Origin of the sequence: Pseudoalteromonas arctica A 37-1-2 (assembly GCF_000238395.3) — a bacterium.
Lineage (GTDB): Bacteria > Pseudomonadota > Gammaproteobacteria > Enterobacterales > Alteromonadaceae > Pseudoalteromonas > Pseudoalteromonas arctica.
The window spans coordinates 2,627,875-2,653,111 of record NZ_CP011025.1; the positions used below are offsets into that span (position 1 = coordinate 2,627,875).

Below are 25,237 nucleotides of genomic sequence, written 5' to 3' on the forward strand. Positions count from 1 at the left end.
GTTAGGTAATTTGATTTATAATAATCACGGTGTTTAGAGGATAGGATTTAAACTGTTTTATTTCTAAATTATTCTGTCCAAATAAATCTATTTAAATTGGCTGGTATTAATTCACACCTAGGTTATGGCTAATTTCATTAATTGATAAGCAAAAGCTATTCTTGACTAACCTTTCACTACATCTACAACGGTTTCAACATTTACAACTTGATTCAAGTTACCTTTAATAACTACTGTCGCTGATATTTTATCTTGAATCGCTTGTCTGTTTGGATCCCAATATATCTGTAAAAACCCTAACAAGCCTGTGGCAAAGCCTGCACCGTAGCCGCCGTAGCGACCAAAACAGTCTAATAAACCTAATGGCTCGCCGCTTAAGGCAACCACACGAATATTACAAACCTTTTTACCCGGTGTTTGGCCGCGCCAAAGCAGCGAGAACAACGTAAAGTAAACTGCAGCCCAGCCAAACCCTAAGCCTAAGTCTTGAATAATGCCTTTGCTCCACTGCAAAATACTATTTGTGGTTGTTTGTGCAGGTTTTTCTTCTATTAACTGCGCAGGCTTTATTTCGTTATTTTCACTGAGCACTAGTAGCTGTAAAAGTACGGTAGCAAGTTGTGGGTTTTGTAGGTCGTCCATTTCTGCTAATTTAGGTACTTGCCCTATTAAATTATCAAGCGCGTTTTGTTGGCAAGGTTGCTCACAGCTTTCATCAGCTGTTTGCGCTAAATAAGTATTTACCCGTTGTTTTTCTGTGGCGGTAAGCTGTATTTCATCTTGTATTTTTACGCCCTGAACAGCTAAACCTTGATCAGCCTTATCGTCTTCTAGGTAATCTATGCCAATTGAAAGCACAGTAAGTGCGCTTACAAATAAAATACTTGCTGCCGTTATTTTTAAAATTCTTCGCCATACATTCGACATTTTTGGAAGGTATTGCTGTGCCGTACCTTTATAAAAAGCCATTGCAGCAACAAATGCTATTAAAGCCGCGCTGAGTTTGGCTGCTAAAAATATCAGTGCTACATCAATAATAATAGCTAGTGCACGCCGAATTGGCGTAGCTAAAGGCAAGCCCAGTAAAGCACTGTCTATTTTAAAGGCGTAGGGGGTAATAACTTCTCGGGTTTCAGAATTTGATAATTCTAATTGTTCTATCTCTTTGGCTTTCATTTATTTTCTTGTTATTAAAATAGGTAACCCGGTTAACTTACGCGTTTTTTATTTTTTGCTCAAGATAAAGCTAATAGAATCAGTGCACAAAAAAGGGCTGCATAAAATGCAGCCCTTCATGTTTTTACTCAATGTTTATTACTTACTAGCAATTATACCGTTGGATAATCGGTGTAGCCTTGTTCTGCGCCACCAAATAAGGTGTCTGGGTTGTGGCTGTTAAGAGGCTTGCCTTGCTTTAAGCGTGCTGGTAAGTCTGGGTTTGATACAAATGGGCGACCAAAACCAATCATGTCGGCCCAGCCTTCGCTAAGTGCTTTGTCTGCACGTTCTTTGGTGTACTTGCCTGCGTAAATTAATACACCGCTGTAGGCTTTACGAATAGCGTATTTAAACTCAACACTCATTAAAGGTGCGTCATCCCAATCGGCTTCAGCTATATGCATGTAACCTACACCGGCTTTATTTAATGCCTCAGAAACCGCTAAATAAGTTTCCTCAGGGTTTTCGTCTACTGTGCCATTAAGTGTTGTTAACGGGGCTAGTCTTACGCCTACTTTGCTGCTACCAATTTCGTCGCTAACAGCATTTACCACTTCAATTAAAAAACGTATTCGGTTTTGCACGCTGCCACCATATTCATCGGTGCGAGCATTTGATTCTGAGTCTAAAAATTGGTTAATAAGGTAACCATTAGCAGCATGAAGCTCTATGCCATCAAATCCTGCATTAACTGCATTTTTAGCAGCTTGGCGAAATTCGCCTATAACATGCGTAATATCTTGTTTGCTCATTTCGCGTGGGAGTTGGGTGTCTACAAACCCCGGCGCACCGTTTGTATCTACAAATACTTTTACGTCTTTTGCAGCAATGGACGAGGCTGAAATAGGCTGCACGCCACCGGTGTTGTCACTATGAGTTACACGGCCAACATGCCAAAGCTGAGCAAACATCACGCCACCAGCGCTATGTACTGCGTTGGTTACTTTACTCCAGCCTGCAACTTGCTCATTTGAATAAATACCCGGAGTCCAAGCGTAGCCTTTGCCAAGTTCACTAATTTGTGTGCCTTCGCTTACAATTAGCCCGGCACTTGTGCGCTGTGCGTAATATGTTGCCATTAAGTCGTTAGCTATATCGCCAGGCTGTGTTGAACGCGAGCGAGTCATTGGGGGCATAACAATACGGTTTTTTAATGTTTTGCCTGCAAGTTCTATTGGTTCAAAAAGTAATGTCATAATGCCTCCTAAGTTTGATTGCGCTCATAATAACGTAACCAAGCACATGCAAAAACAACAAAAACTGCAAAATAGTTTTGTTGTATCTGCAATAAAGCTACAAAGTAAAACACATTAACTTTAGGTGAACTAAATGTATTTTATTGACTCTTAACAGCACTATTAAGTTGAGGGTTTGATGTGAATAAAGGGAATGCGTGGCCGTGGGTTATCTCGTTATGTATACATGGCGTGTTGCTGTACTTATTACTTTCACATAAATTACTTTCGCAAAAAATAAAGGTTGAAGAACCTCAAACAAAAAAAGACACCGTAATAAACGCTTATGTAATGGTTAACTTATCAACGCAACCTAAGTTCAGCACCGTTAACACCACCACTAACGCACCGATTGTTGAGCCTGCAAAGTTAGAGGTAAAAAAAGCACCAGAATCTATAAGCACTAATAAAATACCTACAACTCAAACACAAGTTACTAAAGCACCCAAACAACGTGACGAAAAACCAAAAACAGCAACAGTAACAAAGCTCACTATTACAAATAAACCTCAACCCCCTGCCCACACCATTAATACCAATACACAAACGTTTAAAAAACTTAACCCGTATGCGCCTATTTATGGCGCACCTATAAATAACTTAACGCATAAAAAAATGGTCACGTTTGGCGAAGCCGATAACTCAGATAGTACTGATGATGCAATAGCTGCCACGCCCACAATTAAATCACCGGTTAAATCACAAAAATCGGAAGTTATTAGCCAAAATACAATAGGCACACGACGATTAGAAAAATTTAACGGTAAATGCTATTTAATTGATACTTCAACCGTATTTGGTAGTAATGGCATGCCTCAAGGTAGCGCGCAGACCTGCCCTGGCGAGCAAACTGATGATGAAATATTATTTAATAAAATAATGGATAAGTGGGCTCGTAAAAATAATTAGTTTTAAATTAGTGAACAAATACATTATTAAAGCGTATTAGTTATAAGTACTCCACTTACTTAATGCCAATTAGGAAACACGTATGACAACAAAGCAACTATCATCACTTTTTGTATTTAATTTATTAGTTGTAAGTGCACAAGCGAATGCAAACCAGCGCTGGTACGTTGTTAACGACTCAGTAATGGGCGGTGTATCTAATAGTGAAGTAACACAAACTCAAGAAAGCTTGCTTTTTACAGGCAATGTTTCGCTTGATAATAACGGCGGTTTTGCATCAATACGTACAGAGCTAAATACACAAAGCCAAAATACTAAAGCTATAGCACTGCGCGTTAAAGGCGATGGACAAACCTATCAGCTTAGGCTCAGAACTACCAATTACCTTGATGGCGCAGCGTACACCCACTCATTTAAAACAGTAAAAAATGAATGGGTAGATATAAACTTTGCTCCGAGTGATTTTACTTTAACGTATCGCGGCCGCGTGCTTGAGCAACAACCGATTATTGATTTTGACGATATAAAACAGCTAGGCTTTATGATTGCAGGCAAGCAAGAAGGTAAGTTTAAACTTGAAGTGGGTAAAATTGAGTTTAAAAGCTAGCCCACCAGCATGTTGGTGGCGCTAAATAGTATAGTCGTCGCCCCGTCTCTTCATTTCACTAATAACCAGCTCAACCATTTGTTGTTTTGTTGCTGCTTGCTCTGACTTTAACTCCCCTAATTGCAGCTCTAACATATCTATTTGTTCTTGCTGTTGCGTATTTTTATATTTTTTAGAGCCTAAGTGCTCTGCATCTAGAGTTAAACTCGCATCCTTTTTATTCAGCTCACTTGCAGAAGTATTTATAGTTAAACTACGTTGTACGGGGCTTTGTTTAAGTTTGTTAATTTGTTCTTGCAGCGCAATAACTCGCCCAGTGAAGTGCTTGTATACTTTTTCTAGGTTTTTATATTGATTGCCAAACGTAGCGTTATCTTCACTGTATTCTTGTGCTTTGGTATCTAGAAATTTTGATAACACATATTTTGGCTCTTCCTCATTTTCTTCCTCGCTCTTTTCTTCACTCGCTTTTTCAACAGGTAGTTTATCTGATTGCGCTAAAGTTTGAGCATTTGAGCTGTGTACTTGGTATGGAATGGGAGCCGCTAAAATCTTCATTATTTTATCCCTAAAATAGCTTTGTCTCTTTTATAGGTATCGACCTCGCATTAAAATTCTTGAGTAAATTTTCATGTTAGCTAAAAGCAAAAAGCCCCACTTTATTAAAGTAGGGCTTATACCAATTTATTAAACTAACTCGTTGCTTACTTAGTGCTTTGGTTATCTTGTGAGAGCGCAATAAGTGCAAGCGCCGCATTTAGGCGAGTATTTAAATTATTATAAATAGTCATTCCAAACACACCAATAATACAAACTATTAAACCCATTTGTAGGTTAACGCTCATCTCTAGTAAAAAAACAGCTGCAACGAGTAAGCACAGCGCTAATGCATAAATAATAGATTGAAAGGTAAAGTTAATATCACCCTTGGCTATTTTAAGTAATTCGTCTTTATTCATAATTTACTTCCTTGTTATTTGATCACTAAGACTCAATTGCCAGTAACTCTACTTCAAATATAAGTACTGAGGCAGGAGGAATACTCCCTACACGTTTTTCGCCGTACGCTAATTGGTGCGGTACATATAGCGTGTATTTATCGCCGGGGCTCATAAGTTGTAAGCCCTCAGTCCAACCTTTAATAACTTGGTGTAAACCAAAGCTAATCGGTGTTTTACGCTCTACTGAACTGTCAAACACAGTGCCGTCGATTAGTGTGCCGTGGTAATGCACGTTAACCATACTTTTTGGGGTTGGTGTGTTTTCGTTTTCGCTTTTATGGATTACTTTATACTGCAAGCCAGAAGTCGTTTCTACTACGCCTTCTACCTTTGAGTTAGCGGCTAAATAATCTGCACCTATTTGTGCATTTATGCCTGCTTGTTGTTTTGCTTTTTTACTATTTTGAAATATTAAAAAACAAAAAATGGCGATAACTACCGCCAAAATTATATTAATCATCATTAACCTTTTTCGTTGTCTAGCTCTTCGTCTTTTTCGTCATCATCGCCGTTTACTATGTCGGCAATCTCTTTGAGGCGAGCAAGTGCAATACCGTTTACTGAGTTTTCTGGATACTGGTCATCAATAATATCGCCAGCTTCTATATCCATTAACAAGTTAAGCGCTTGGTCTACGGTTTCGACTGCGTAAATATTAAATTTACCCGCTTCAACCGCATTAAGTATTTCGTCATCAAGCACTAAGTTAACTTGGTTTGATTTAGGAATAATAACGCCTTGCGAACCTGTTAAACCACGCATTTTACACAGTTTAAAAAAGCCTTCTATTTTTTCGTTTACGCCACCAATGGCTTGTACATCACCGTGTTGGTTTATAGAGCCTGTAAGCGCAATTGATTGGCTAATAGGTAGGCTTGTAATAGACGAAATAAGCGCACACAGCTCTGCTAAAGATGCGCTATCGCCATCTATGTAACCATAGCTTTGCTCAATGGCAATATTAGCGCTAAGCGTTAAGCTAAAGTGCTGCGCATATTTATTACCTAAATAACCGGTAAGTAGCATTACACCTTTTGAGTGAATAGCTTTACCAAGCTCGGCTTCACGTTCAACATCTATTACGCCATCGGCGCCAGCATAAACCGTTGCCGTAATACGCGCAGGGGTACCAAATGAGGTATCGCCAATGTGTAATACGGTTAAGCCATTTACTTTACCAATGGCTTGGCCGTCGGTTGCAATAAGTGTGTGACCTTCTTTTATATCACTGAGCATATTTTCGCTAATTTGGCCGGTACGGTATTGCTTGCCTTCAATGGCTTCGTCAATATGGTGCGCGTCAATAACGGCTAATTTGTCTTGTTTTGCGTAGTAACTGGCTTCTGCAATAAGTTCAAGTACATCAGCAAAACGCGCTGATAATTTATTTTGATGCTCAGCTTGGCGGTAACTAAATTTAAGTAAACGCACCATAGCAGCCTGCGTTGCAGTGCACTTTAATGTTTGCTCGCAATACTCGGTTACTTTAGTAATAAACTGGTATTGCAATTTATCGCTACTTGGCAAGTAGTAATCGAAGTCGGCTAATACTCTAAATAGCTCTGCAAATTCTTCATCGTATTCACCTATGGTGTAGTACAACTCGCGCGAACCTAATAAAATAATTTTAACATCAAGCGGTATAAGCTGCGGGCGAAGTGTAAAGCTCGTCCCTACTGTGCTGTCTTGATACGGTAAGTCGTTTTTAATTTGATGTGTTTTTAACGCGAGTTTTAAACCATCCCACACTTGTGGGTTTGCCATGATTTTTTCAGCGTCCATAATTAAATAGCCGCCATTAGCACGATGCAATGCACCAGCCTGAATTGAGCGATAACAGGTAATTAAAGAGCCTTGCGATGTTGAATACTCAATTTTGCCAAATATATTGCCAAACGTTGGATTAGGCTCGTACACAACCGGTGCTGCGTCGTCCTCTTTAAACTCAACTAAAATGTTAGGTGCAAAAAAGTCGGTAAGCATGCCTTTGCGATCAAAGTCTTCTTTGCTTTCTTCACTTTCGTCTTCGTCATCTAGCCATTCAAGTACCGCGTCTATAATTTCAACGCGTATATCTTTTAAATAACGCAGTACGCCAATATGAGTTGCGTATTTATGTTCTAAGTCTTTTAAAAGTGGTTTAGTGGCTTGCTCTGCAGTCGATTTTTTAAGATTGCGTTGTTTTTCTTTTGATTCGCGTTTCCAACGTGGCAGCTCTATTAACGCTTCTATTAATGCATCTTCTAGCTTTTCAATTTTTTCAAAAAACTCTTCACGTAACGTTTCTTCAAGTTCGCCAAATTCGCTGTCGCTTAATTGTTTACCATCTACAAGTGGTGCAAACCCTACTGAATTTTTTTCTTCAACTAATGCAACGCTTTGCTCAAACGCCGCAATTTCTACTGCGGTAATAGCACTGTCGTAGGCATCGTTAAATTCACGATCGATTGATTTTTTCTTACGCTGATACGCTGGGTTATCAAATGCCGCAGGAAAGGTGTCGAGCACTTCATCTAAAAATGAATCTATATCGTCACTAAGTTGCTTGCTTTGACCTGGTTGCATAAACAGCGCAATAGGTTCTCTGTGGTCATCGTAATTGTTTACGTATAACCATTCGTTTGGCGTTGAGCGGTCTTTTGCGTGTTGTTTAAGTTTATCTTTAACAAGCGTAAAGCGCCCGTGAGCGGCCTCGCCCATTACATAAACGTTGTAACCCGGCAGTTCCATCCCTAATGAAAAATCTAAAGCACTTTGGGCGCGTTGTTGGCCTATAAACGTAAGTTGCTCTGGGTATGGATTGTTCATACACGTGTTTACGTGATTAGTAGAAATACTCGGTGCGAGCTTTGAAACAGATAGTGGCAGCAATTTTTTCGTCATTCTAACTTCTTTTTTTACCAGCATATTCGCTGGCCTTTGGGCGTATTAAGTGGCCCGCAGCCACTTAATACTTATATTTAAGGGTGCAGTGCCTTACGACTAAAATAGATTCCATCACATTCAATACACGGTGTAATTTGTGTAGCGTGATAAACATCGTAACTATGGGTGCAATTCTTACATACTAATGTGCCCATGGCTATCCATTCGCCTGCGTGATACACACCATTGTGCTTAAAATCTTGGCTAAGAGATTGCCACTCAAGTTGAGTTTTATCTTCTATGTGCGAAAGTTCAAACCAAAGAGACTCTTTAAGCTCTTGCCATGCAAGCGAATTATAGTGTGATTCGTTCTCTACTATATGTTCAATATCATTCTTTAAATAACTTTTGTAGAGCTCATATCTTTCTTGACTTAAATCTTTAAGCGCCTGCTCAGATTCAACAAACCCAGAAACCACATCTTTTAAACCATGCTCTTTCACATCTTTTATCCAATGGGTAAAACTGCTAAGCCATGTTTTGTAATCAGTCATTTTTTACTCCTTCAAAATTGCTGTTAAATCAGTCTGTAACTTGTGTCTTTAGTTAACCACACTATAAAAAGGCAGGTTAACCTGCACTGAAAGTTACAATTTAATAAAAGCATGTTTTTGACGCTGTGAATAGTGTTTTATTTGGGGTATCCTAACGGCAATTTTTTATTAGTTTGCAAGAAGTCTGGAACCATAGATGCAAGAGCAATATAACCCGCAAGATATAGAGTCAAAAGTACAAAGCTACTGGGAAGAAAACCAGGTATTTAAAGTCACTGAAGATGAGAGCAAAGAAAAGTATTACTGCCTTTCTATGTTCCCTTATCCGAGTGGTCGACTGCATATGGGTCATGTGCGTAACTACACCATTGGTGATGTTGTTTCTCGTTTCCAGCGCCTGCAAGGCAAAAACGTAATGCAACCTATGGGTTGGGATGCGTTTGGTTTACCTGCAGAAAACGCTGCTATTAAAAACAAAACAGCACCAGCTAAGTGGACATACGAAAATATTGATTACATGCGCACTCAACTTAAGCAATTAGGTTTTGGTTATGACTGGGATCGCGAAATTGCGACATGTCATCCAGAATACTACAAGTGGGAGCAGTGGTTTTTCACTAAGCTTTACGAAAAAGGCCTAGTGTATAAAAAAATGTCGACAGTTAACTGGGATCCAGTGGATCAAACAGTACTCGCTAACGAGCAAGTTATTGACGGTCGCGGTTGGCGTTCAGGCGCTGTGGTTGAGCAAAAAGAAATTCCACAGTGGTTTATTAAAATTACCGACTACGCACAAGAGCTACTTGACGATTTAGACAAGTTAGAAGATTGGCCAGAGCAAGTTAAAACAATGCAGCGCAACTGGATTGGCCGCTCTGAAGGGTGTGATATTGAATTTAAACGCACCGATAACGACGAAACATTTAGCGTATACACAACACGTCCAGATACCTTTATGGGTGTTACGTATGTTGCTGTTGCTGGTGGTCACCCTATTGCGCAAGAAGCCGCTAAAAATAGCGATGCTATTGCAATGTTTGTTGAAGAATGCAAAAACACCAAAGTTGCCGAAGCAGACATGGCAACAATGGAGAAAAAAGGCATAGCAACAGGCTTTTACGCAACTCACCCATTAACGGGCGAGCAAGTACCAATTTGGGTTGCTAACTTTGTATTAATGCATTACGGCTCAGGCGCTGTAATGGCAGTACCTGCGCACGATCAACGCGATTTTGAGTTTGCAACAGCGTACGGCCTAGATATAAAACAAGTCATAGCGCCTGCTGAAGGTTCAGATCTTGAAGTAAACCTAAAAGAATCAGCATTTACCGATAAAGGCGTACTTGTAAATTCGGGTGAATTTAACGGCCTTGATTTTGAAGCTGGTTTTAAAGCGATTGCCGATAAATTAGAAACACTCGGTGTGGGTGAGCGTAAAGTAAACTTCCGCCTGCGTGACTGGGGTGTGAGCCGTCAGCGCTATTGGGGTTCTCCAATTCCTATGCTTAGCGATGAAGATGGTAAAGAACTTGCTGCAACAGAAGATATGCTACCAGTTCGCTTACCAGAAGATGTAGTGATGAACGGTGTAACTTCACCACTTAAAGCAGACCCAGAGTGGGCTAAAACAACAGTTAATGGCGCACCTGCGTTTCACGAAACTGATACGTTTGACACCTTTATGGAGTCGTCTTGGTATTACGCTCGTTACTGTAGCCCACGCTACGATGAAGGCATGCTAGACCCTGCTGCTGCTAACTACTGGTTACCAGTAAATCAATACATTGGTGGTATTGAGCACGCTATTTTACATTTATTGTACTCGCGCTTTTTCCATAAATTATTACGTGACTTTGGTTTAGTTAATTCTGATGAGCCGTTTGACCGCTTACTTTGTCAAGGTATGGTACTTGCTGAAACATTTTATCGTAAAGATGAAAAAGGCGGCGACATTTGGATTTCGCCAACTGATGTAAACACCGAAACCGACGAAAAAGGCCGCGTTACTAAAGCATGGCATAAGGAAGACGGCGAGCCGGTATTCTCATCAGGTATGAGTAAAATGTCTAAGTCTAAAAACAACGGTATAGACCCACAACATGTAATTGCCCAGTACGGTGCAGATACAGTGCGTTTATTTATGATGTTTACAGCACCGCCAGAGCAAACGCTTGAATGGTCAGACTCAGGCGTTGAAGGCGCACATCGTTTCTTAAAACGTGTATGGAAATACGCGGTAGACGTTAAAACAGTAGGTTACCAAGCACTTGATAAATCAGCGCTAACTAACCCGCAAAAAGTACTACGTCGCGACTTACACAAAGCAATTGCTAAAGTGACTGATGATGTTGAACGTCGTCAAACCTTTAACACCGCTATTGCAGCCATTATGGAGCTTTCTAATAAGTTATTAAAAGCACCACTGAGCGACAAACAAGATGTAGCGATTGCTAACGAAGCACTTGAAGCATTAGTTATTATGCTTGCACCTATTACTCCGCATTTATCGCATGAGCTTTGGAAAGAGCTTGGTAAAAAAGGCGAGATTTTAGATGCTGCATGGCCAAAAGTTGACGAGTCTGCACTTGTTGAAGATGAAAAACTAATCATCGTACAAGTAAACGGCAAGCTTCGCGCTAAGTTAACAGTGCCAGCTGATGCAACTCAAGAGCAAGTAGAAGCCCTTGCGTTTGCAGAATCTAACGTAACTAAATTTACTGATGGCTCAACCATTCGTAAAATCATTTACGTACCAGGCAAGCTACTTAACGTGGTAGCTAACTAATATGGCTGCATTTAACGCCATTAAAAATGGACTAGCCTTAGTGCTAGTCTGTTTTTTGTTATCAAGCTGTGGCTTTCATTTAAAAAAAGCCTCTAGCCTGCCTGATAACTTAAAACAGCTAACACTTGTAGGCGATGACGAAAAATCGACTTTATTCACTGAGCTTAAAAAAGAGCTTAAAGCGAGTAACGTAGAGTTAGTATCGTCAGCTAAAGATAAAGCCCAATTGTATTTACGCAAAGAAAGCATTGAACGCCAAACACTTTCGCTGTTTCAAAACGGCCAAGTTGCTGAATATGAGCTCGCTTATGGCGTATCGTATGTAGTTAAACGCCCAGGTGAAAAAGCGATAGAAAAACGTTTTGAGCTTTACCGTAATTACCAAGACGACCCGGATCACGCATTAGCAAAAGCAAAAGAGCTTGAGCTACTTATTAGCGAAATTCGTGAGCAAGCCAGTCGTCGTATTGTTAGAGAGCTGTCGCAACTATAATGCGCTGCTACGCTAATCAACTACCGAGTGAATTAAATAAAGGGCTAAAGCCCTTTTATTTAGTATTTGGAGAAGAGCCTTTTCAAGAAGCGCAGTGCGTACAACAAATTCGCGACAGTGCTAAGCAACAAGGTTTTGATGAAGTAATTAAGTTTACTTTAATGCAAGGATTCGATTGGCAAGAAATTATAGCCCAGTACCAAAGTATGTCGCTGTTTAGCGCCCGCACTATTATTGAGCTTGATTTAAACCAACAAAAGCCAGGCGTTATTGGCAGCAACACCTTTAAAAAAGTAGTTGAGCTGGTTAATCCCGATACTATTTTAATTGTTAAAGGCGCTAAAGCCAGCCAAGAAGTACAACGTGGAGCATGGTTTAAAGCTCTTGATAAGCAAGGTGTATTTGTACCTTGCTACCCGCTTACGGGCTCTCATGTAAAACGATGGCTTGATGAGCAATGCCAACGTTTATCACTTAATATGCAAAGCGACGCCAAAGTAAGCTTAATAAATGCCACCGAAGGCAACTTGTTAGCCTGTTTTCAGGAGCTTGAAAAGCTCTCGCTGCTACACGGCAATGCATTAATTACTCAGCAATTAGTAATGCAAGGCCTATTAAACCAAGCCAAATTTGATATTTTTGATTTAAGCGATGCGCTATTAAATGGCCACGCCAAACAAGCTATAAAAGTATTAAACAAACTTGCCAGCGATAACACCGAAGTGGTGAGCATTTTGTGGGCTATAACCAAAGAGCTTAATACACTTATAAGTGTGCAACTTGGTTTATTAAATGGCGAACCTATCGCTAATTTATTTAAACAAAAAGCAATTTGGAAAAACCAACAAGGTCCAGTTCAAAACGCAATTAACCGTTTAAACATGCACACACTAGAACAAATAAACAGTGATGTTGCATTGTTTGATGCCAGTTACAAGCAAGGTAATTTAATTGCACCTTACCAAGCGCTTGCTCATATTTGTATTAAATTTTGCCAGCCGCTCAACATTCCTATGCCGTGCCACGCGGTTAATTAATAAATAGCTAATGGGTGTTAAATGATCGCAATTTTTGGTGGCACTTTCGACCCAGTCCATTTAGGCCATCTAAATATGGCGCAGCAATGCGTAAATGCGTTTAATTTAGATACGCTTTATTTTATGCCCTGTGCATTACCTGCACATAAAGCAGCTCCGGGTATTAGTGCAGAGCACCGAATTAATATGCTCAACGCAGCTATTGCTCCTTATCCTCATTTTGAACTCGATTTAAGAGAACTTAATCGAACCGGTCCATCGTATTCGTTGCTGAGCTTACAAGAACTTCGTAAAGAACACCCCACTACACCTATTTTATTTTTAATTGGTATGGACTCATTTAACAACCTAGATAAGTGGTTTGAGTGGAAGGCAATAACGCAGCTTTGCCATATTGTGGTGTACCAGCGCCCTGCTCAACATTGCACTATAACAGGTGAGCTCAAAAGCTATATGCAACGCGCAAATGCCGACGAAGTAGCGGCACTTAAACACTCACTTGCGGGTAAACTTTATTTTTTACCGGGCGAAATGCTCGATGCGGCCTCAAGCACCATTCGCGAACAACTGAAAAAAAGTAATAAAAAGAATGAACTATTGCCCGATGCAGTGAGTCATTACATAGAAGTGCATCAGCTCTATCAAATTGATGCTTAAAAACTCCTAGCGTGTTAAAATGCGCGCCATTAAATTTTTAAATTGAGACAAAACCTTGGATTCAAAACAACTACTCGCCTTTGCTATGGACAAAATTGACGATATGAAAGCGCGTGACATCGTTCATATTGACGTTACTGGAACATCAGATATCACAGATTACATGGTAATTTGTTCTGGTACTTCTAAACGCCACGTACAGTCAATTGCCGATCACTTAGCAAAAGAAGCGCGTCATGCAGATTCAGAGCCATTAGGTTATGAAGGTGAAGGCGACGGCGAATGGGCACTGGTTGATTTAGGTGATGTGGTTGTACACGTGATGCAAAACGAAGCACGTAGCTATTACGATCTAGAAAAACTGTGGGGCTAAACGCTCACTCATTTTAGACAATGCTTGGAAGTAATACGTGAAAATACAAATGATTGCTGTTGGTACTAAAATGCCAGCATGGGTAGAAACGGGATTTGCAGAATATCAGCGACGTTTCCCTAAAGATATGGCCCTAGAGTTAATTGAAATTCAAGCCGGAAAACGTGGTAAAAATGCAGATATAAAACGTATTTTACACATTGAAGGTGAAAAAACATTAGCGGCTATTCCAAAAGGCAATCGTATTGTAACGTTAGAGGTAACAGGGAAAGCGCTGGATACTCACCAACTTGCTAAAAATATGGAAAAATGGCAACTCGATGGCCGCGATGTAAGTTTACTTATTGGCGGACCTGAAGGACTTGCTCCAGAGTGCATTGCAGCTTCTGAGCAAAAATGGTCGTTATCTAATTTAACATTGCCGCACCCTTTGGTGCGTATAATTGTTGCAGAGAGCCTTTACCGAGGCTGGAGCTTAAATAACAACCATCCTTATCATCGCGAGTAACCCCTTGCCATGCTAAAACATAGACCCACTATTCGTGACCACTCCGCAGAAGCAAACTTATTTGCTAGGCGAGCATTCGTGGGTTTTGTTTTTGTATTAGGATTAGTCGCTGTATTACTTTCTAATCTTTATACTATTCAGGTAGAAGATCACCAAGACTACCAAACCCGCTCCAACGATAACCGCATTAAAGTTATTCCTATTGCACCCAACCGTGGTTTAATTTACGACCGTAACGGTGTGCTACTTGCTGAAAACAAACCTGTTTACAACCTTGAAGTCATCCCCGAAGAGGTAGATGACCTTGACGAATCGCTTGATCAAATAAGTAAAATAATTGCGATTACAGAGCAAGATAAACAAGATTTTTTAAAAGATATAAAACACACCCGTCGTTTTAAATCACAAGTATTAAAAGCCCGCTTAGACGAAACAGAAGTGGCGAAATTTTCGGTTAATCAACATAAATTCCCTGGTTTTAGTATTGAGGCACGTCTGGCTCGCTACTACCCATTTGGTGACACGCTAACGCATGCGCTTGGATATGTTGCCAAACTTAATAGAAAAGAGCTAAACCAACTAGAACAAGAAGATCGTGCAACCAATTACCGCGCTACATATGATATTGGCAAGCTCGGATTAGAAAAATACTATGAAGAAACATTGCACGGTAAAGTGGGCTCACAACGGGTAGAAGTTAATAACCGTGGCCGTGTAATTCGCACTCTAAGCATGACCCAGCCACAACCTGGTAGCGATTTAGTACTTACCTTAGACATTGGCTTGCAACAAATTGCACAGCATGGGCTTAAAGATATGCGTGGCGCTGTTGTAGTTATGGATGCAAAAGATGGTGGCGTGCTGGCGCTTTATTCAAACCCAAGTTACGACCCAAATTTATTTGTACACGGCATTAGCAGCAAAAATTATAAAGCGTTACTTAACCAAGACCGTCCGTTAATAAACCGTACTACGCAAGGTCGTTATGCGCCTGCCTCTACGGTAAAACCCTTAATGGCTGTATTAGCACTTGAAGAAAATATAGTAAATGAATCAACATCAATGTGGGATCCTGGTTTTTTTCAAATTCCAAATGTTGAACACAAATGGCGAGATTGGAAACGTTGGGGCCATGGTCATGTGGATGTATACAAGGCGATTGAAGAGTCGTGCGATACCTATTTTTACGATGCGGCTTATCGATTAGGCATTACTAAAATCAGTGATTTTATGGCCCGTTTTGGCTACGGCGATTTGTCAGGTATTGATATTCATGAAGAAACTACTGCTATTCTACCTTCAAAAGAATGGAAAGAAGGACGCTTTAAAGAGTCTTGGTGGCGTGGTGATACTATTTCAGTAGGTATTGGTCAAGGTTACTGGACTGCTACACCAATTCAAATTGCAAATGCGACTAACATATTAGTTAATCGTGGTATTAATCATCCACCTCATTTGGTGCAAGTAATAAAAAAAGATAGCGACATAACGCAAATTAACAACGAAGAAAAACCCCCTGTTATTTTAAAAGATCCACGCCATTGGCAGGTATCGTTAGATGCAATGCATAATACAGTTCAAAAAATATCAGGCACAGCGCACAAAGCATTTAAAGGCACTAACTACGACTCGGCTGGTAAAACGGGTACTGCACAGGTAGTTAGTATTGCCCAAGGTGAACGCTACGATGCAGAATCGCTTAAAGAGCGCCAGCGTGACAACACAATTTACGTAGGGTTTGCACCTTACAACGATCCTAAAATTGTGGTTTCTGTTGTATTAGAAAACAACCACGGCGGTATTCAAATTGCTCGCCAACTTATGGATTACTACTTTGCAGCTAATCCAGTTAATCTTGCAAGGAACGATACACCATGACCGCTTTGCACGATAAACGCTCTATTTGGATACGTATGCATCTAGACCTACCACTGCTTATTGCATTACTCATAATGATGGCTGGTAGCATAATGGTTGTTTACAGCGCAAGCGGCCAAGACTCTTCAATGATGATTAGGCACATGACTCGTATGGGCGGTGCGGTTGTTGCTATGGTTGTTTTGGCCCAGTTTTCGCCTGCCACATTAAAGCGTTTAGTGATCCCACTTTATTGCGTTGGTTTATTAATGCTAGTGGGTGTACTTTTATTTGGCGTAAGCTCAAAAGGCGCACAGCGATGGCTCGATTTAGGGGTGACACGGTTTCAACCTGCAGAATTAATGAAGTTGGCAGTCCCGATGATGGTAGCTTGGTATATAGGGCGAAATCACTTACCTCCTCGGCCAATGCACTTAATTATTGGCTTTATGATTGTAATGCTCCCTACATTATTAATTAAAGAACAACCCGATTTAGGTACCGCTATACTTATTGCAAGTTCAGGTATATTTGTTTTGTTTTTGTCTGGATTAAGTTGGCGTTTAATCGGCTTTTTAAGCTCTATAGTAGCGCTTGCCGCATGGCCATTTTGGCACTACGGTATGCACGATTATCAAAAGCAGCGTGTACTCACCTTTTTAGACCCTGAGAGCGATCCGCTCGGTTCGGGTTATCATATTATTCAATCTAAAATTGCTATTGGCTCAGGCGGTATAGAAGGTAAAGGCTGGCTGCTTGGTACGCAATCGCAATTAGAATTTTTGCCAGAGCGCCACACTGACTTTATATTTTCGGTTTTAAGCGAAGAATTTGGTTTATTTGGCGTATGTGTTTTACTTAGTCTCTATTTATTTATTATTGGCCGTGGTTTATACATTGCTGTTAATGCACAAGATGCATTTGGTAAATTGCTCGCAGGCGCACTCACCCTCACCTTTTTTGTGTACGTATTTGTAAACATAGGCATGGTATCGGGTTTATTACCTGTTGTAGGCGTACCTTTACCACTGATTAGTTATGGTGGCACATCGATGGTAACGTTAATGGCAGGATTTGGCATTATTATGTCAATCGCGACAGATAAAAGGATGCTTTTAAAATAATGCGACACACTAATCAGCTTATATTTACTACATTATTAATTTTACTTTTAAGTGCTTGTAGCAGTGGCTCAAGTAGCCGTTATAGCATGCGCCATGATGCAGCACCACTTAGAGCCCCGACTACACTTGAGATGCAAGACGCGATAGTTACCGAAGTAACTAAAAGCGCCAGCGCTAGCCGCCCATATACAGTGCTTGGTAAAAGTTATTCGCCCATGCTTGATGAGACAGGCTTTAGTGAAGAAGGCATTGCCTCTTGGTATGGTCGTAAGTTTCATGGTTATCACACCTCAAATGGTGAAACGTACGATATGTTTGCCATGACCGCAGCGCATAAAACGCTGCCACTACCTAGCTTTGTTAAAGTAACCAATACAGCAAATGGTAAATCGGTAATCGTACGCGTGAACGACCGGGGCCCGTTTCATGACGATAGAATAATTGACCTTTCGTACGCAGCCGCTTATAAGCTTGGCTATTACACCCATGGTACAGCAAAGGTTAAGCTAGAAGCCGTTACGCTTGCGGGCGCAACTGCGCGTCAAACCTATATTCAGGTAGCTGCAGGTAGTACACTTGCTAATATTGAAGCACTTGCCAGCACATTGCGAGAGCAATACAAATTACCAACAAATATTGTGCAAAAAGACGATATTTACAGACTGCATTTAGGGCCAATAAAAGACACCCCTCATGCAGACGAAGTATTAAAAAAATTAAAACAAAATCAATTTCAAAACGCGTTCTTGCTTTACACTCAGTAAGACTAATACCCAAACTACCCCAGGATGCTCGCATCTTGGGCTGGTTTGGGTATAAAATGGCGTAACGCGAATCTTTAACTTTAACCATTAATGAGTATGATGAAATCTATTAAACATAAAATCCTCAAAGGTGTATGCGGCCTAGTTTGTACAGCCGCCGTATTTTCAGCCAGCGCCCAAATTATTCCGGCACCACCTCAAGTTAATGCAAAAGGTTATTTTTTGGTCGACTTTACAACAGGTAAAGTTATTGCTGAAGGTGAAGCCGATACACAGCTAGCACCTGCAAGTTTAACTAAAATGATGACCAGTTATGTAATTGGTACTGAAATTAAAGCAGGTAATATTGCCACTACCGATATGGTAACGGTAAGCGAAAAAGCATGGGCTAAAAACTTCCCAGAATCTTCAAAGATGTTTATTGAAGTAGGTAAGCAAATTAGTGTTGATCAGCTTAACCACGGTATTATTATCCAATCAGGTAATGATGCATGTGTTGCAATGGCTGAGCATATTGCTGGAAGCGAAAGCGCATTTGCTGATTTAATGAATGCCCATGCTGCTAAATTAGGTATGAGCAACAGCCACTTTATCAACAGCCACGGCCTTGATACTGACGAGCACTTCACAACGCCTCGCGATATGGCGACACTTGGTGCTGCACTTATTCGTGATGTGCCAGATGAATATGCACTTTATAAGCAAAAATCGTTTACTTATAACGGCATTAAGCAATATAACCGTAACTCATTATTGTGGGACGAAAGCTTAGATGTTGACGGTATTAAAACTGGTCATACATCAGAAGCTGGCTACAGCCTAGTTACCTCAGCAACTAAAAACGATATGCGTTTAATTGCTGTTGTTATGGGTACTACCAGCGAACGAGCTCGTAAAGTAGAAAGTAAAAAACTACTTAACTATGGTTTTCGTTTTTATGAAACAATTACTCCGTACAAAGCAGGCGATAGCTTTGCAGAACAACGTATTTGGATGGGTAACAAAGAAAATGTATCTTTAGGTATTTTAGAAGATACACCGATTACTATCCCACGTGGTCAGCATAAAAACCTTAAAGCTAACTTTGAGCTAGATAACACGCTTGAAGCACCACTTGCTAAAGGTACTAAAGTAGGTACGTTATTCTTACAACTAGAGGGCGAAGATATTGCTCAATACCCACTGGTAACACTTGAAGAAGTGGAAGAAGGCAGCTTCTTTAGCAAAATTTATGATTACTTACGTTTACAGATCATGCAGTAATTTATAGCTCCCCTATTAACTAGGGTAACTAATTTAAACGTCTCCACTGTGAGGCGTTTTTTTTTGCTTGAAAAATGTTAGAATGCGCCCCATATAAGCAAGACTGCTAATTGCCTATCTGTATTAAGCTTCAAGCTTGCATAGAGTCCACACTTTTGTATGAGGAGTCACCGTCGTGGTTCAACCTGTTAAAGATACTAAATTTGATGAGTACCTAGAGTACCCTTGCCCATTTACATTCAGAATAATGGGTTTAGCTAATGTAAACTTAACTGAGCAAATTTTAGCTAAGTTACAACCAATAGCACCTGGCGATTACGCCCCTAAAGTAAAACCAAGCAGCAAAGGTAATTACGAGTCAGTAAGCCTTGTAGCAACGGTTACTAGCGGCAAACACATTGAAGAAATTTACAACGTGATCAGCAATATTGATGACGTACGCCACATGCTTTAAGCCATAGTTGAGATTTGTTGTGAACGAAAACACTTTGATCGTACGCCAACTGGGTCGTCAGCGTTATATGCCAATTTGGCAAAAAATGCAGGACTTTACCGACACCCGTGATGAAAATACGCCAGATGAAATTTGGCTTGTAGAGCACGAGAGTGTATTCACCCAAGGTCAGGCTGGTAAGGACGAACACTTACTGGCTCCTGGCGACATTGAGGTGATTAAAGTTGACCGTGGCGGACAAGTAACTTATCACGGCCCTGGCCAGCAAATGATGTATGTATTATTTAATCTACGTCGTTTAAAGATTGGTGTACGTGAACTGGTTACATGGCTTGAAGAGTGCATTATTGAATCACTCGCCGAGTATGGTATTGAAGCTTATGCTAAAGCTGATGCACCCGGTGTTTACGTTAACGACAGCAAAATTGCATCCCTTGGGTTAAGGGTTCGTCGTGGTTGCTCGTTTCATGGCTTAGCATTAAATGTTAACATGGACCTAAGTCCATTTTTACGCATTAACCCATGTGGTTATGCGGGCATGAATATGGTGCAAACTAAAGAATTAGATGGTCCTCAAAACCTAGAAAGTGCAGGTGAAGGATTGGTGAAACACATGATCAAGAAGCTTAATGCAACACAGGTTAAGCATACTGAAGGGTTTGAAAACGAATGAATAAACCAGTCAAAATGGAACCAGGTGTAAAACTACGCGACGCAGAAAAAATGGCGTTGATCCCAGTAAAAGTTTTACCTACAGAAAAAACTGAAATGTTGCGTAAGCCAGAATGGTTAAAAATTCGCTTACCTAAATCAACCGATCGCATTGACGGCATTAAAAAAGCGCTACGTAAGCATGGCTTACACTCGGTATGTGAAGAGGCTTCGTGCCCTAACCTATCTGAATGTTTTAACCACGGTACAGCTACCTTTATGATTTTAGGTGCTATTTGTACTCGTCGTTGCCCATTTTGTGATGTTGCTCATGGTCGCCCATTAAAACCTGATGCCACTGAACCTGAAAAGCTAGCACTTACTATAAAAGATATGAAGCTAAGCTACGTTGTAATCACTTCAGTTGATCGTGATGATTTACGTGATGGTGGTGCACAGCATTTTGCCGATTGTATTCGCGAGATTCGTAAGCACAACCCAACTATTACTATCGAAATTTTAGTACCTGATTTTCGTGGTCGTATGGACCGCGCACTAGAGATATTAATCGAGACGCCACCAGATGTGTTTAACCACAATCTTGAAACTGCGCCACGTTTATACAAACTAGCTCGCCCAGGTGCTGACTACAAATGGTCATTAGAATTACTTCGTCGCTTTAAAGAAGCTCACCCAGAAGTAAAAACTAAATCAGGCTTAATGGTAGGTTTAGGTGAAGAAATTAGCGAAATTGAAGAAGTACTTCGCGATTTACGTGCACACAACGTTGACATGCTAACTGTAGGCCAATATCTACAACCTTCTAAGCATCACTTACCAGTTAAACGCTACGTGCCACCAGTAGAGTTTGACGGCTTAAAAGCGTATGCAGACGAAATTGGCTTTACTCACGCGGCTTCAGGTCCGTTTGTACGCTCAAGCTACCATGCTGATCAACAAGCAGCGGGCAAAGAAGTAAAATAACCACTTTTATCAAAGAATAAAAAAAGCCGTTAATAATGCATAATTATTAACGGCTTTTTCATGCTAATTGATAAAATAGCTTACTGCGCTAACTTACCTCTTGTGATAGAAAAATCAGCAAACCTAACACGTTCTTCATCAACTCGAAGGCTGTCGGTTTCAACAATTGAGCGGTATATTCCCCACTTAGGACGAGCAAAATCATCATCATTAAAGCCGCGCCACATATCTATGTTTTGCTCGCTTATATTAAATATCTCTGCGTTGTCGCTTAAGCGCGTTAATGTCATATCAAGCTTACCACTTTCACTAAATGTAGCTTGTACAAATACCTCGACCCATTCATCTGTAATTAAAGACCAGTCGGTTTCAATTAAGTTTTTATCAAGACCCGTGCTGTTACCGTTTTCGTCAAAGCCTGCGCTATACCGCACTTGCAGTTGATTGCCTGTACTGTTTTTTTGCGCACCCGAGAGAGTGATAATAGGCTGATCGTCATTACCATTGGTGTTGTCGTTACTCTCGTTACGGGCTTTTATTTGAAAAAAATGGCTAAACTTACTCGTAAGCTCAAGCTCGCTGCTTACTTTAAATTTCCAGCTGTATTGAAATGTCTCCCCCTCAAACGCCAGTGTTTCTTGCGGTGATTTATCGTAGGTTTTTATTTCGTTGCGTTGCCTGTCACTTGCACCTTTGTCTTTATCTTGGTCATCATCTCGGTGGGCTAAAAATACAAAATGGCTACCAATTATCGTATCGGTATCTTCGATAATATGGACAACACTTTCATGATTGCCAGCGTATAAATCTGGAGATTCAATTGACCCTTCGCCGAATGCATTTTCAATAAGTGTGTATGCGTCAAGTCCCGAATCTACGCCATCTGATTGCAATAACACGTGCGAGATGCTCTCAAAGCCATCAGCTTGAGTTATTGGTGCACCAACAATTGTTATGATAATTTGTGCGCCAGTACCATCTAAAGAGTTTACTGTTATTGTGTCTTGCAGTGTTTCATCTTCCCTTAAAGATGTTATTGAAGCATTTAAATCATCAAGTGTGTATGACCAATCTCCACCAGCATTTAAGCTAAAAAAACCATAGCTTGTAGCGCTATTTTCTTGTGCTATAAAAGCAGCCTCACCGGATTGTTGATCAGTAATGGTTAATGAGCCTGTTATTGCATCATTACTATCACTAATAACTTCGCCTCGGCTATTACCACCAATTATTGCAGGAGTTTGTAAAGTAATCGCTTCATTATTTTGCACCGTAGAATCAGAGCCAGAGCTGCCACAACCAACAACTAAACAAGATAGAAGTGCGGTTGTAATTACATTACACAGTTTAAGATTATATTTAGGCATTGTTAGCTTTATAGTTAATAGTAAGTTAATAAAACATAACTTACCAATTAACTATGTAAATAACCACAACTCAATTACCAATTAACATGACCAATTTGATGGCAATCCATTTAAAATTATAAAGCTATGTTTTTTCAGTGTGATACAAACAATTATTCCTATAGAACGTTTATTTATATATGTTTTAAAATAAAATTAGGTTAAAGCTGAGTTACTTGAGATAATTAGTACTGACATAATTATTTAGGTTCATTATGAAACTATTAGTTCGTAACTTGTCTCGTGCTACCACTGAGCATGAGCTTCGTACTTTATTTGCAGAGCACGGTAAAGTGACTACCTGCAACTTGGTACTTGATAAAGAAACTGGCCAATCTAAAGGCTTTGCCTTTTTAGAAATGCCAAACGACATAGAAAGTAAAAGCGCCATTAAAGCACTTAACCAATCTACTGTTGATAAAAGTAAGATCCGCGTAAAGCTTGCAGACGCATAAAGCTAACTGCAACTTATACTAAAAAACCAGCTAATGCTGGTTTTTTGCTTTTAGTGCCAAGTATTGTATTTAAGCTTTATATTTAGCTAAAAAAACTAAGCGGTTATTAAGCCGCTTTTTTTATACTTATAGTGCCCAATATTATAAAAGAAGCAGACAGCACAAAAAATGTCTCCTGCTCAGCTAATATTGCAGCAGCAAAAAATGCAATGCCACTAGCTATAAATAAATACCCACTTTTTTTACATTGGCTCATTATGTGTTCCCTTAGGTTGTTCGTTATTTATACACCTTATCAAATCAATCTGCAATTGAATGAAAAGTTCTCTATAAAAATTCGACATCGCTGCGGTGCTTCCTTTATATTGAAAGCCTAATTAAATAACAATATGAAGACTATGGCATCTACTCTTTTAAAAAGCGCTAGCCTAAGCCTGCTAGTTGCACTCTTTGGCTGCTCAGAGCCTGCAAGCCAACAAACCCCATTAGAAAATACAGCCGGTGTAAGCCTTAGCAATATTAAACAGCATATTAAAACGCTAGCCTCTGATGACTTTCAAGGCCGAGGCCCGCTTACTCATGGCGAAGTGAAAACAGTAGGCTACTTAAGCGAGCAATATAAAGCGCTGGGTTTAACCGGTGCTTATAAAGGTAAATACTTACAGCCTGTAAAAATGGCAATGGTGACAGCTAATCAGGACATGCAGTTAAAGGTAGGTGATTTGAGCTTTGAATCAGGCAAAGACTTTACCGCACGTACCGAGCAACTTCAGCCATTAATTGATGTAAGAAGCTCTGACGTTGTATTTGCGGGCTATGGTATTAATGCGCCAGAATATAACTGGAATGACTATAAAAATATTGATGTAACAGATAAAACAGTGGTTGTGCTAGTTAACGATCCAGGCTTTGCTACTCAAAACAATGCCCTTTTTACTGGTAATGCAATGACCTACTACGGTCGCTGGACTTATAAATATGAAGAAGCCGCTCGCCAAGGTGCAAAGGCTGTATTTATTGTTCATGAAACAGCACCTGCGGCATACCCTTGGGGCGTAGTTGAAAGTTCAAACACCGGCACTAAATACACGTTAATGGATAACAATTTAAACGCGTCTAAATTACCGGTTATGGGCTGGCTAACACTTGATGCGACTGAGAAAATGTTTAACGCCGCAAAGCTTAACTATCAAGATTTAAAACAAGCAGCATTAAATGATGACTTTAAAGCGACGCCACTTAACTTAAAAGCAAACCTTGCCTTTAAAAACGAAGTATCTCATGCAAAATCGCATAACGTAGTTGCACAAATTACAGGTAGCGAATCACCTGACGAATACGTTGTTATTAGCGCTCACTGGGACCACTTTGGTACTAAACAAACGGATACTGGCCCTAAGATTTATAACGGCGCAGTAGATAACGCTTCAGGCACTGCAGCCACGCTTGAAATAGCACGCATCATGAGCAAAATGAATAAGCAAAAACCATTTAAACGCTCAATTATTTTTGCTAACTTTACAGCAGAAGAAACGGGGTTAATTGGTTCTGAAGAATTTGCATCGGGTGCGGTTGTACCTACAAAAAAAATGGTCGGTCTATTAAATATTGATGGCATGAACGTGCTTGATGGTACTGACTACATTTTACAATACGGTAAAGATTTATCGACAATGGAAAACTATTTAGCAAAGGCTGCAAAATCACAAGGCCGTGTTGTTAAAATGGATCCTCGCCCGCAAAATGGCTTGTTTTTTAGATCTGATCATTTCTCACTTTCTAAGCAAGGTGTGCCTAGTCTATTATTTATGAGCCTGGGCGATACCGATCCTGAGTACATTGCGCATAAGTACCATAAAGAAGCAGACGACTACTCTGCTGATTGGTCGTTAGGTGGTGTTAAGCAAGATATAGATCTTATTGTTGATATAGCCACTCAACTTGCAAACAATGGCGATTGGCCAAAGTGGACGAGCGAGTCTGACTTTAAAGCCAAACGCGCGCAAGATAAACAATAAATAACTATTAATAGTTATG

The 25,237-nt window shown here is 40.2% G+C and carries 26 protein-coding genes; 17 read left to right on the forward strand and 9 right to left on the reverse strand.

Annotated elements, in window-relative coordinates; genetic code table 11:
• Window positions 1–165: 165 nt before the first annotated feature.
• Both PARC_RS11885 and PARC_RS11890 read right to left on the reverse strand, forming a co-directional pair.
• Complete coding sequence (locus PARC_RS11885) at window positions 166–1,176, reverse strand: RDD family protein (RefSeq protein WP_021031992.1); 1,011 nt, start codon at window positions 1,174–1,176, stop codon at window positions 166–168.
• A 152-nt stretch (window positions 1,177–1,328) separates the two neighbouring features.
• The gene (locus tag PARC_RS11890) at window positions 1,329–2,414 is read right to left on the reverse strand and encodes an alkene reductase (protein ID WP_010554709.1); all 1,086 of its coding nucleotides are present in this window, start codon (window positions 2,412–2,414) and stop codon (window positions 1,329–1,331) included.
• 180 nt (window positions 2,415–2,594) lie between these two features.
• Between PARC_RS11890 and PARC_RS11895 the strand changes: the two genes are divergently transcribed.
• Window positions 2,595–3,362 (forward strand): hypothetical protein, encoded by a 768-nt coding sequence (locus PARC_RS11895; RefSeq protein WP_010554708.1) that lies wholly within the window; start codon window positions 2,595–2,597, stop codon window positions 3,360–3,362.
• Between the two features lie 82 nt (window positions 3,363–3,444).
• Window positions 3,445–3,969, forward strand: a complete 525-nt coding sequence (locus PARC_RS11900) for a CIA30 family protein (protein ID WP_010554707.1) — start codon at window positions 3,445–3,447, stop codon at window positions 3,967–3,969.
• A 21-nt stretch (window positions 3,970–3,990) separates the two neighbouring features.
• Here the strand turns inward: PARC_RS11900 and PARC_RS11905 are convergent, their stop codons facing one another.
• From PARC_RS11905 to PARC_RS11925, 5 genes are all read right to left on the reverse strand, one after another.
• Window positions 3,991–4,527, reverse strand: a complete 537-nt coding sequence (locus PARC_RS11905; RefSeq protein WP_010554706.1) for a hypothetical protein — start codon at window positions 4,525–4,527, stop codon at window positions 3,991–3,993.
• 146 nt (window positions 4,528–4,673) lie between these two features.
• Window positions 4,674–4,928 (reverse strand): hypothetical protein, encoded by a 255-nt coding sequence (locus PARC_RS11910; RefSeq protein WP_002958531.1) that lies wholly within the window; start codon window positions 4,926–4,928, stop codon window positions 4,674–4,676.
• A gap of 25 nt (window positions 4,929–4,953) precedes the next feature.
• Window positions 4,954–5,430 (reverse strand): BamJ family beta-barrel-assembly machinery protein, encoded by a 477-nt coding sequence (gene bamJ, locus PARC_RS11915; RefSeq protein ID WP_033012432.1) that lies wholly within the window; start codon window positions 5,428–5,430, stop codon window positions 4,954–4,956.
• Between the two features lie 2 nt (window positions 5,431–5,432).
• Window positions 5,433–7,853, reverse strand: a complete 2,421-nt coding sequence (locus PARC_RS11920) for a Lon protease family protein (protein ID WP_024591122.1) — start codon at window positions 7,851–7,853, stop codon at window positions 5,433–5,435.
• 77 nt (window positions 7,854–7,930) lie between these two features.
• Entirely contained in the window at window positions 7,931–8,389 is a 459-nt protein-coding gene (locus PARC_RS11925) for a zinc ribbon-containing protein (protein ID WP_007585575.1), read from the reverse strand.
• 196 nt (window positions 8,390–8,585) lie between these two features.
• Between PARC_RS11925 and leuS the strand changes: the two genes are divergently transcribed.
• The 13 genes from leuS (at window position 8,586) to lipA (ending at window position 21,339) form a co-directional block, all read left to right on the forward strand.
• On the forward strand, window positions 8,586–11,174 hold the full coding sequence (leuS, locus tag PARC_RS11930) for a leucine--tRNA ligase (RefSeq protein ID WP_010554704.1): 2,589 nt from the start codon (window positions 8,586–8,588) through the stop codon (window positions 11,172–11,174).
• A 1-nt stretch (window position 11,175) separates the two neighbouring features.
• A complete protein-coding gene (locus PARC_RS11935) occupies window positions 11,176–11,667 on the forward strand; it encodes an LPS-assembly lipoprotein LptE (protein WP_010554703.1) in 492 nt (163 codons plus the stop codon).
• The gene (gene holA / locus PARC_RS11940; RefSeq protein WP_010554702.1) at window positions 11,667–12,704 is read left to right on the forward strand and encodes a DNA polymerase III subunit delta; all 1,038 of its coding nucleotides are present in this window, start codon (window positions 11,667–11,669) and stop codon (window positions 12,702–12,704) included. The genes PARC_RS11935 and holA overlap by 1 nt, the downstream gene beginning before the upstream one ends.
• A gap of 21 nt (window positions 12,705–12,725) precedes the next feature.
• Window positions 12,726–13,361: a nicotinate-nucleotide adenylyltransferase gene (gene nadD / locus PARC_RS11945; protein ID WP_010554701.1), complete on the forward strand. Its 636-nt coding sequence runs from the start codon at window positions 12,726–12,728 to the stop codon at window positions 13,359–13,361.
• A 55-nt stretch (window positions 13,362–13,416) separates the two neighbouring features.
• Window positions 13,417–13,734, forward strand: coding sequence for a ribosome silencing factor (rsfS, locus tag PARC_RS11950; RefSeq protein WP_007585564.1), 318 nt, complete (start codon window positions 13,417–13,419; stop codon window positions 13,732–13,734).
• 37 nt (window positions 13,735–13,771) lie between these two features.
• Complete coding sequence (gene rlmH / locus PARC_RS11955) at window positions 13,772–14,242, forward strand: 23S rRNA (pseudouridine(1915)-N(3))-methyltransferase RlmH (protein WP_007585562.1); 471 nt, start codon at window positions 13,772–13,774, stop codon at window positions 14,240–14,242.
• 9 nt (window positions 14,243–14,251) lie between these two features.
• Window positions 14,252–16,120 (forward strand): penicillin-binding protein 2, encoded by a 1,869-nt coding sequence (gene mrdA, locus PARC_RS11960; RefSeq protein ID WP_033012431.1) that lies wholly within the window; start codon window positions 14,252–14,254, stop codon window positions 16,118–16,120.
• The gene (gene rodA / locus PARC_RS11965) at window positions 16,117–17,223 is read left to right on the forward strand and encodes a rod shape-determining protein RodA (protein WP_010554699.1); all 1,107 of its coding nucleotides are present in this window, start codon (window positions 16,117–16,119) and stop codon (window positions 17,221–17,223) included. The genes mrdA and rodA overlap by 4 nt, the downstream gene beginning before the upstream one ends.
• On the forward strand, window positions 17,223–17,987 hold the full coding sequence (locus PARC_RS11970; RefSeq protein WP_010554698.1) for a septal ring lytic transglycosylase RlpA family protein: 765 nt from the start codon (window positions 17,223–17,225) through the stop codon (window positions 17,985–17,987). The genes rodA and PARC_RS11970 overlap by 1 nt, the downstream gene beginning before the upstream one ends.
• A 99-nt stretch (window positions 17,988–18,086) precedes the next feature.
• Window positions 18,087–19,250 (forward strand): serine hydrolase, encoded by a 1,164-nt coding sequence (locus PARC_RS11975; protein ID WP_010554697.1) that lies wholly within the window; start codon window positions 18,087–18,089, stop codon window positions 19,248–19,250.
• 175 nt (window positions 19,251–19,425) lie between these two features.
• A complete protein-coding gene (gene ybeD / locus PARC_RS11980) occupies window positions 19,426–19,704 on the forward strand; it encodes a DUF493 family protein YbeD (RefSeq protein WP_010554696.1) in 279 nt (92 codons plus the stop codon).
• 19 nt (window positions 19,705–19,723) lie between these two features.
• Window positions 19,724–20,377 carry a lipoyl(octanoyl) transferase LipB gene (gene lipB, locus PARC_RS11985; protein ID WP_010554695.1) on the forward strand — a complete coding sequence of 218 codons (654 nt, stop codon included), beginning with the start codon at window positions 19,724–19,726 and terminating at the stop codon, window positions 20,375–20,377.
• Complete coding sequence (gene lipA / locus PARC_RS11990) at window positions 20,374–21,339, forward strand: lipoyl synthase (RefSeq protein ID WP_002958515.1); 966 nt, start codon at window positions 20,374–20,376, stop codon at window positions 21,337–21,339. The genes lipB and lipA overlap by 4 nt, the downstream gene beginning before the upstream one ends.
• A gap of 80 nt (window positions 21,340–21,419) precedes the next feature.
• Here the strand turns inward: lipA and PARC_RS11995 are convergent, their stop codons facing one another.
• Complete coding sequence (locus tag PARC_RS11995) at window positions 21,420–22,706, reverse strand: VCBS domain-containing protein (RefSeq protein ID WP_010554694.1); 1,287 nt, start codon at window positions 22,704–22,706, stop codon at window positions 21,420–21,422.
• Between the two features lie 254 nt (window positions 22,707–22,960).
• Between PARC_RS11995 and PARC_RS12000 the strand changes: the two genes are divergently transcribed.
• On the forward strand, window positions 22,961–23,200 hold the full coding sequence (locus PARC_RS12000) for an RNA recognition motif domain-containing protein (protein ID WP_007585551.1): 240 nt from the start codon (window positions 22,961–22,963) through the stop codon (window positions 23,198–23,200).
• 106 nt (window positions 23,201–23,306) lie between these two features.
• Here the strand turns inward: PARC_RS12000 and PARC_RS21630 are convergent, their stop codons facing one another.
• Window positions 23,307–23,456, reverse strand: coding sequence for a hypothetical protein (locus PARC_RS21630; RefSeq protein WP_007585545.1), 150 nt, complete (start codon window positions 23,454–23,456; stop codon window positions 23,307–23,309).
• A 142-nt stretch (window positions 23,457–23,598) separates the two neighbouring features.
• Between PARC_RS21630 and PARC_RS12005 the strand changes: the two genes are divergently transcribed.
• A complete protein-coding gene (locus PARC_RS12005) occupies window positions 23,599–25,218 on the forward strand; it encodes a M28 family metallopeptidase (RefSeq protein ID WP_010554693.1) in 1,620 nt (539 codons plus the stop codon).
• Window positions 25,219–25,237: the final 19 nt, after the last annotated feature.

Bases quoted from the DNA above. Each gene is read 5' to 3' on its own strand.
- lipA (WP_002958515.1), top strand. From the start codon at position 20,374: ATGAATAAACCAGTCAAAATGGAACCAGGTGTAAAACTACGCGACGCA.
- PARC_RS11935 (WP_010554703.1), top strand. From the start codon at position 11,176: ATGGCTGCATTTAACGCCATTAAAAATGGACTAGCCTTAGTGCTAGTC.
- PARC_RS11890 (WP_010554709.1), bottom strand. From the start codon at position 2,414: ATGACATTACTTTTTGAACCAATAGAACTTGCAGGCAAAACATTAAAA.
- PARC_RS11885 (WP_021031992.1), bottom strand. From the start codon at position 1,176: ATGAAAGCCAAAGAGATAGAACAATTAGAATTATCAAATTCTGAAACC.
- rodA (WP_010554699.1), top strand. From the start codon at position 16,117: ATGACCGCTTTGCACGATAAACGCTCTATTTGGATACGTATGCATCTA.
- PARC_RS11995 (WP_010554694.1), bottom strand. From the start codon at position 22,706: ATGCCTAAATATAATCTTAAACTGTGTAATGTAATTACAACCGCACTT.
- nadD (WP_010554701.1), top strand. From the start codon at position 12,726: ATGATCGCAATTTTTGGTGGCACTTTCGACCCAGTCCATTTAGGCCAT.
- PARC_RS21630 (WP_007585545.1), bottom strand. From the start codon at position 23,456: ATGAGCCAATGTAAAAAAAGTGGGTATTTATTTATAGCTAGTGGCATT.
- PARC_RS11910 (WP_002958531.1), bottom strand. From the start codon at position 4,928: ATGAATAAAGACGAATTACTTAAAATAGCCAAGGGTGATATTAACTTT.
- PARC_RS11970 (WP_010554698.1), top strand. From the start codon at position 17,223: ATGCGACACACTAATCAGCTTATATTTACTACATTATTAATTTTACTT.
- PARC_RS11905 (WP_010554706.1), bottom strand. From the start codon at position 4,527: ATGAAGATTTTAGCGGCTCCCATTCCATACCAAGTACACAGCTCAAAT.
- PARC_RS12005 (WP_010554693.1), top strand. From the start codon at position 23,599: ATGGCATCTACTCTTTTAAAAAGCGCTAGCCTAAGCCTGCTAGTTGCA.
- PARC_RS11900 (WP_010554707.1), top strand. From the start codon at position 3,445: ATGACAACAAAGCAACTATCATCACTTTTTGTATTTAATTTATTAGTT.
- PARC_RS11975 (WP_010554697.1), top strand. From the start codon at position 18,087: ATGAAATCTATTAAACATAAAATCCTCAAAGGTGTATGCGGCCTAGTT.
- PARC_RS11920 (WP_024591122.1), bottom strand. From the start codon at position 7,853: ATGACGAAAAAATTGCTGCCACTATCTGTTTCAAAGCTCGCACCGAGT.
- mrdA (WP_033012431.1), top strand. From the start codon at position 14,252: ATGCTAAAACATAGACCCACTATTCGTGACCACTCCGCAGAAGCAAAC.
- holA (WP_010554702.1), top strand. From the start codon at position 11,667: ATGCGCTGCTACGCTAATCAACTACCGAGTGAATTAAATAAAGGGCTA.
- PARC_RS11925 (WP_007585575.1), bottom strand. From the start codon at position 8,389: ATGACTGATTACAAAACATGGCTTAGCAGTTTTACCCATTGGATAAAA.
- bamJ (WP_033012432.1), bottom strand. From the start codon at position 5,430: ATGATTAATATAATTTTGGCGGTAGTTATCGCCATTTTTTGTTTTTTA.
- PARC_RS12000 (WP_007585551.1), top strand. From the start codon at position 22,961: ATGAAACTATTAGTTCGTAACTTGTCTCGTGCTACCACTGAGCATGAG.
- leuS (WP_010554704.1), top strand. From the start codon at position 8,586: ATGCAAGAGCAATATAACCCGCAAGATATAGAGTCAAAAGTACAAAGC.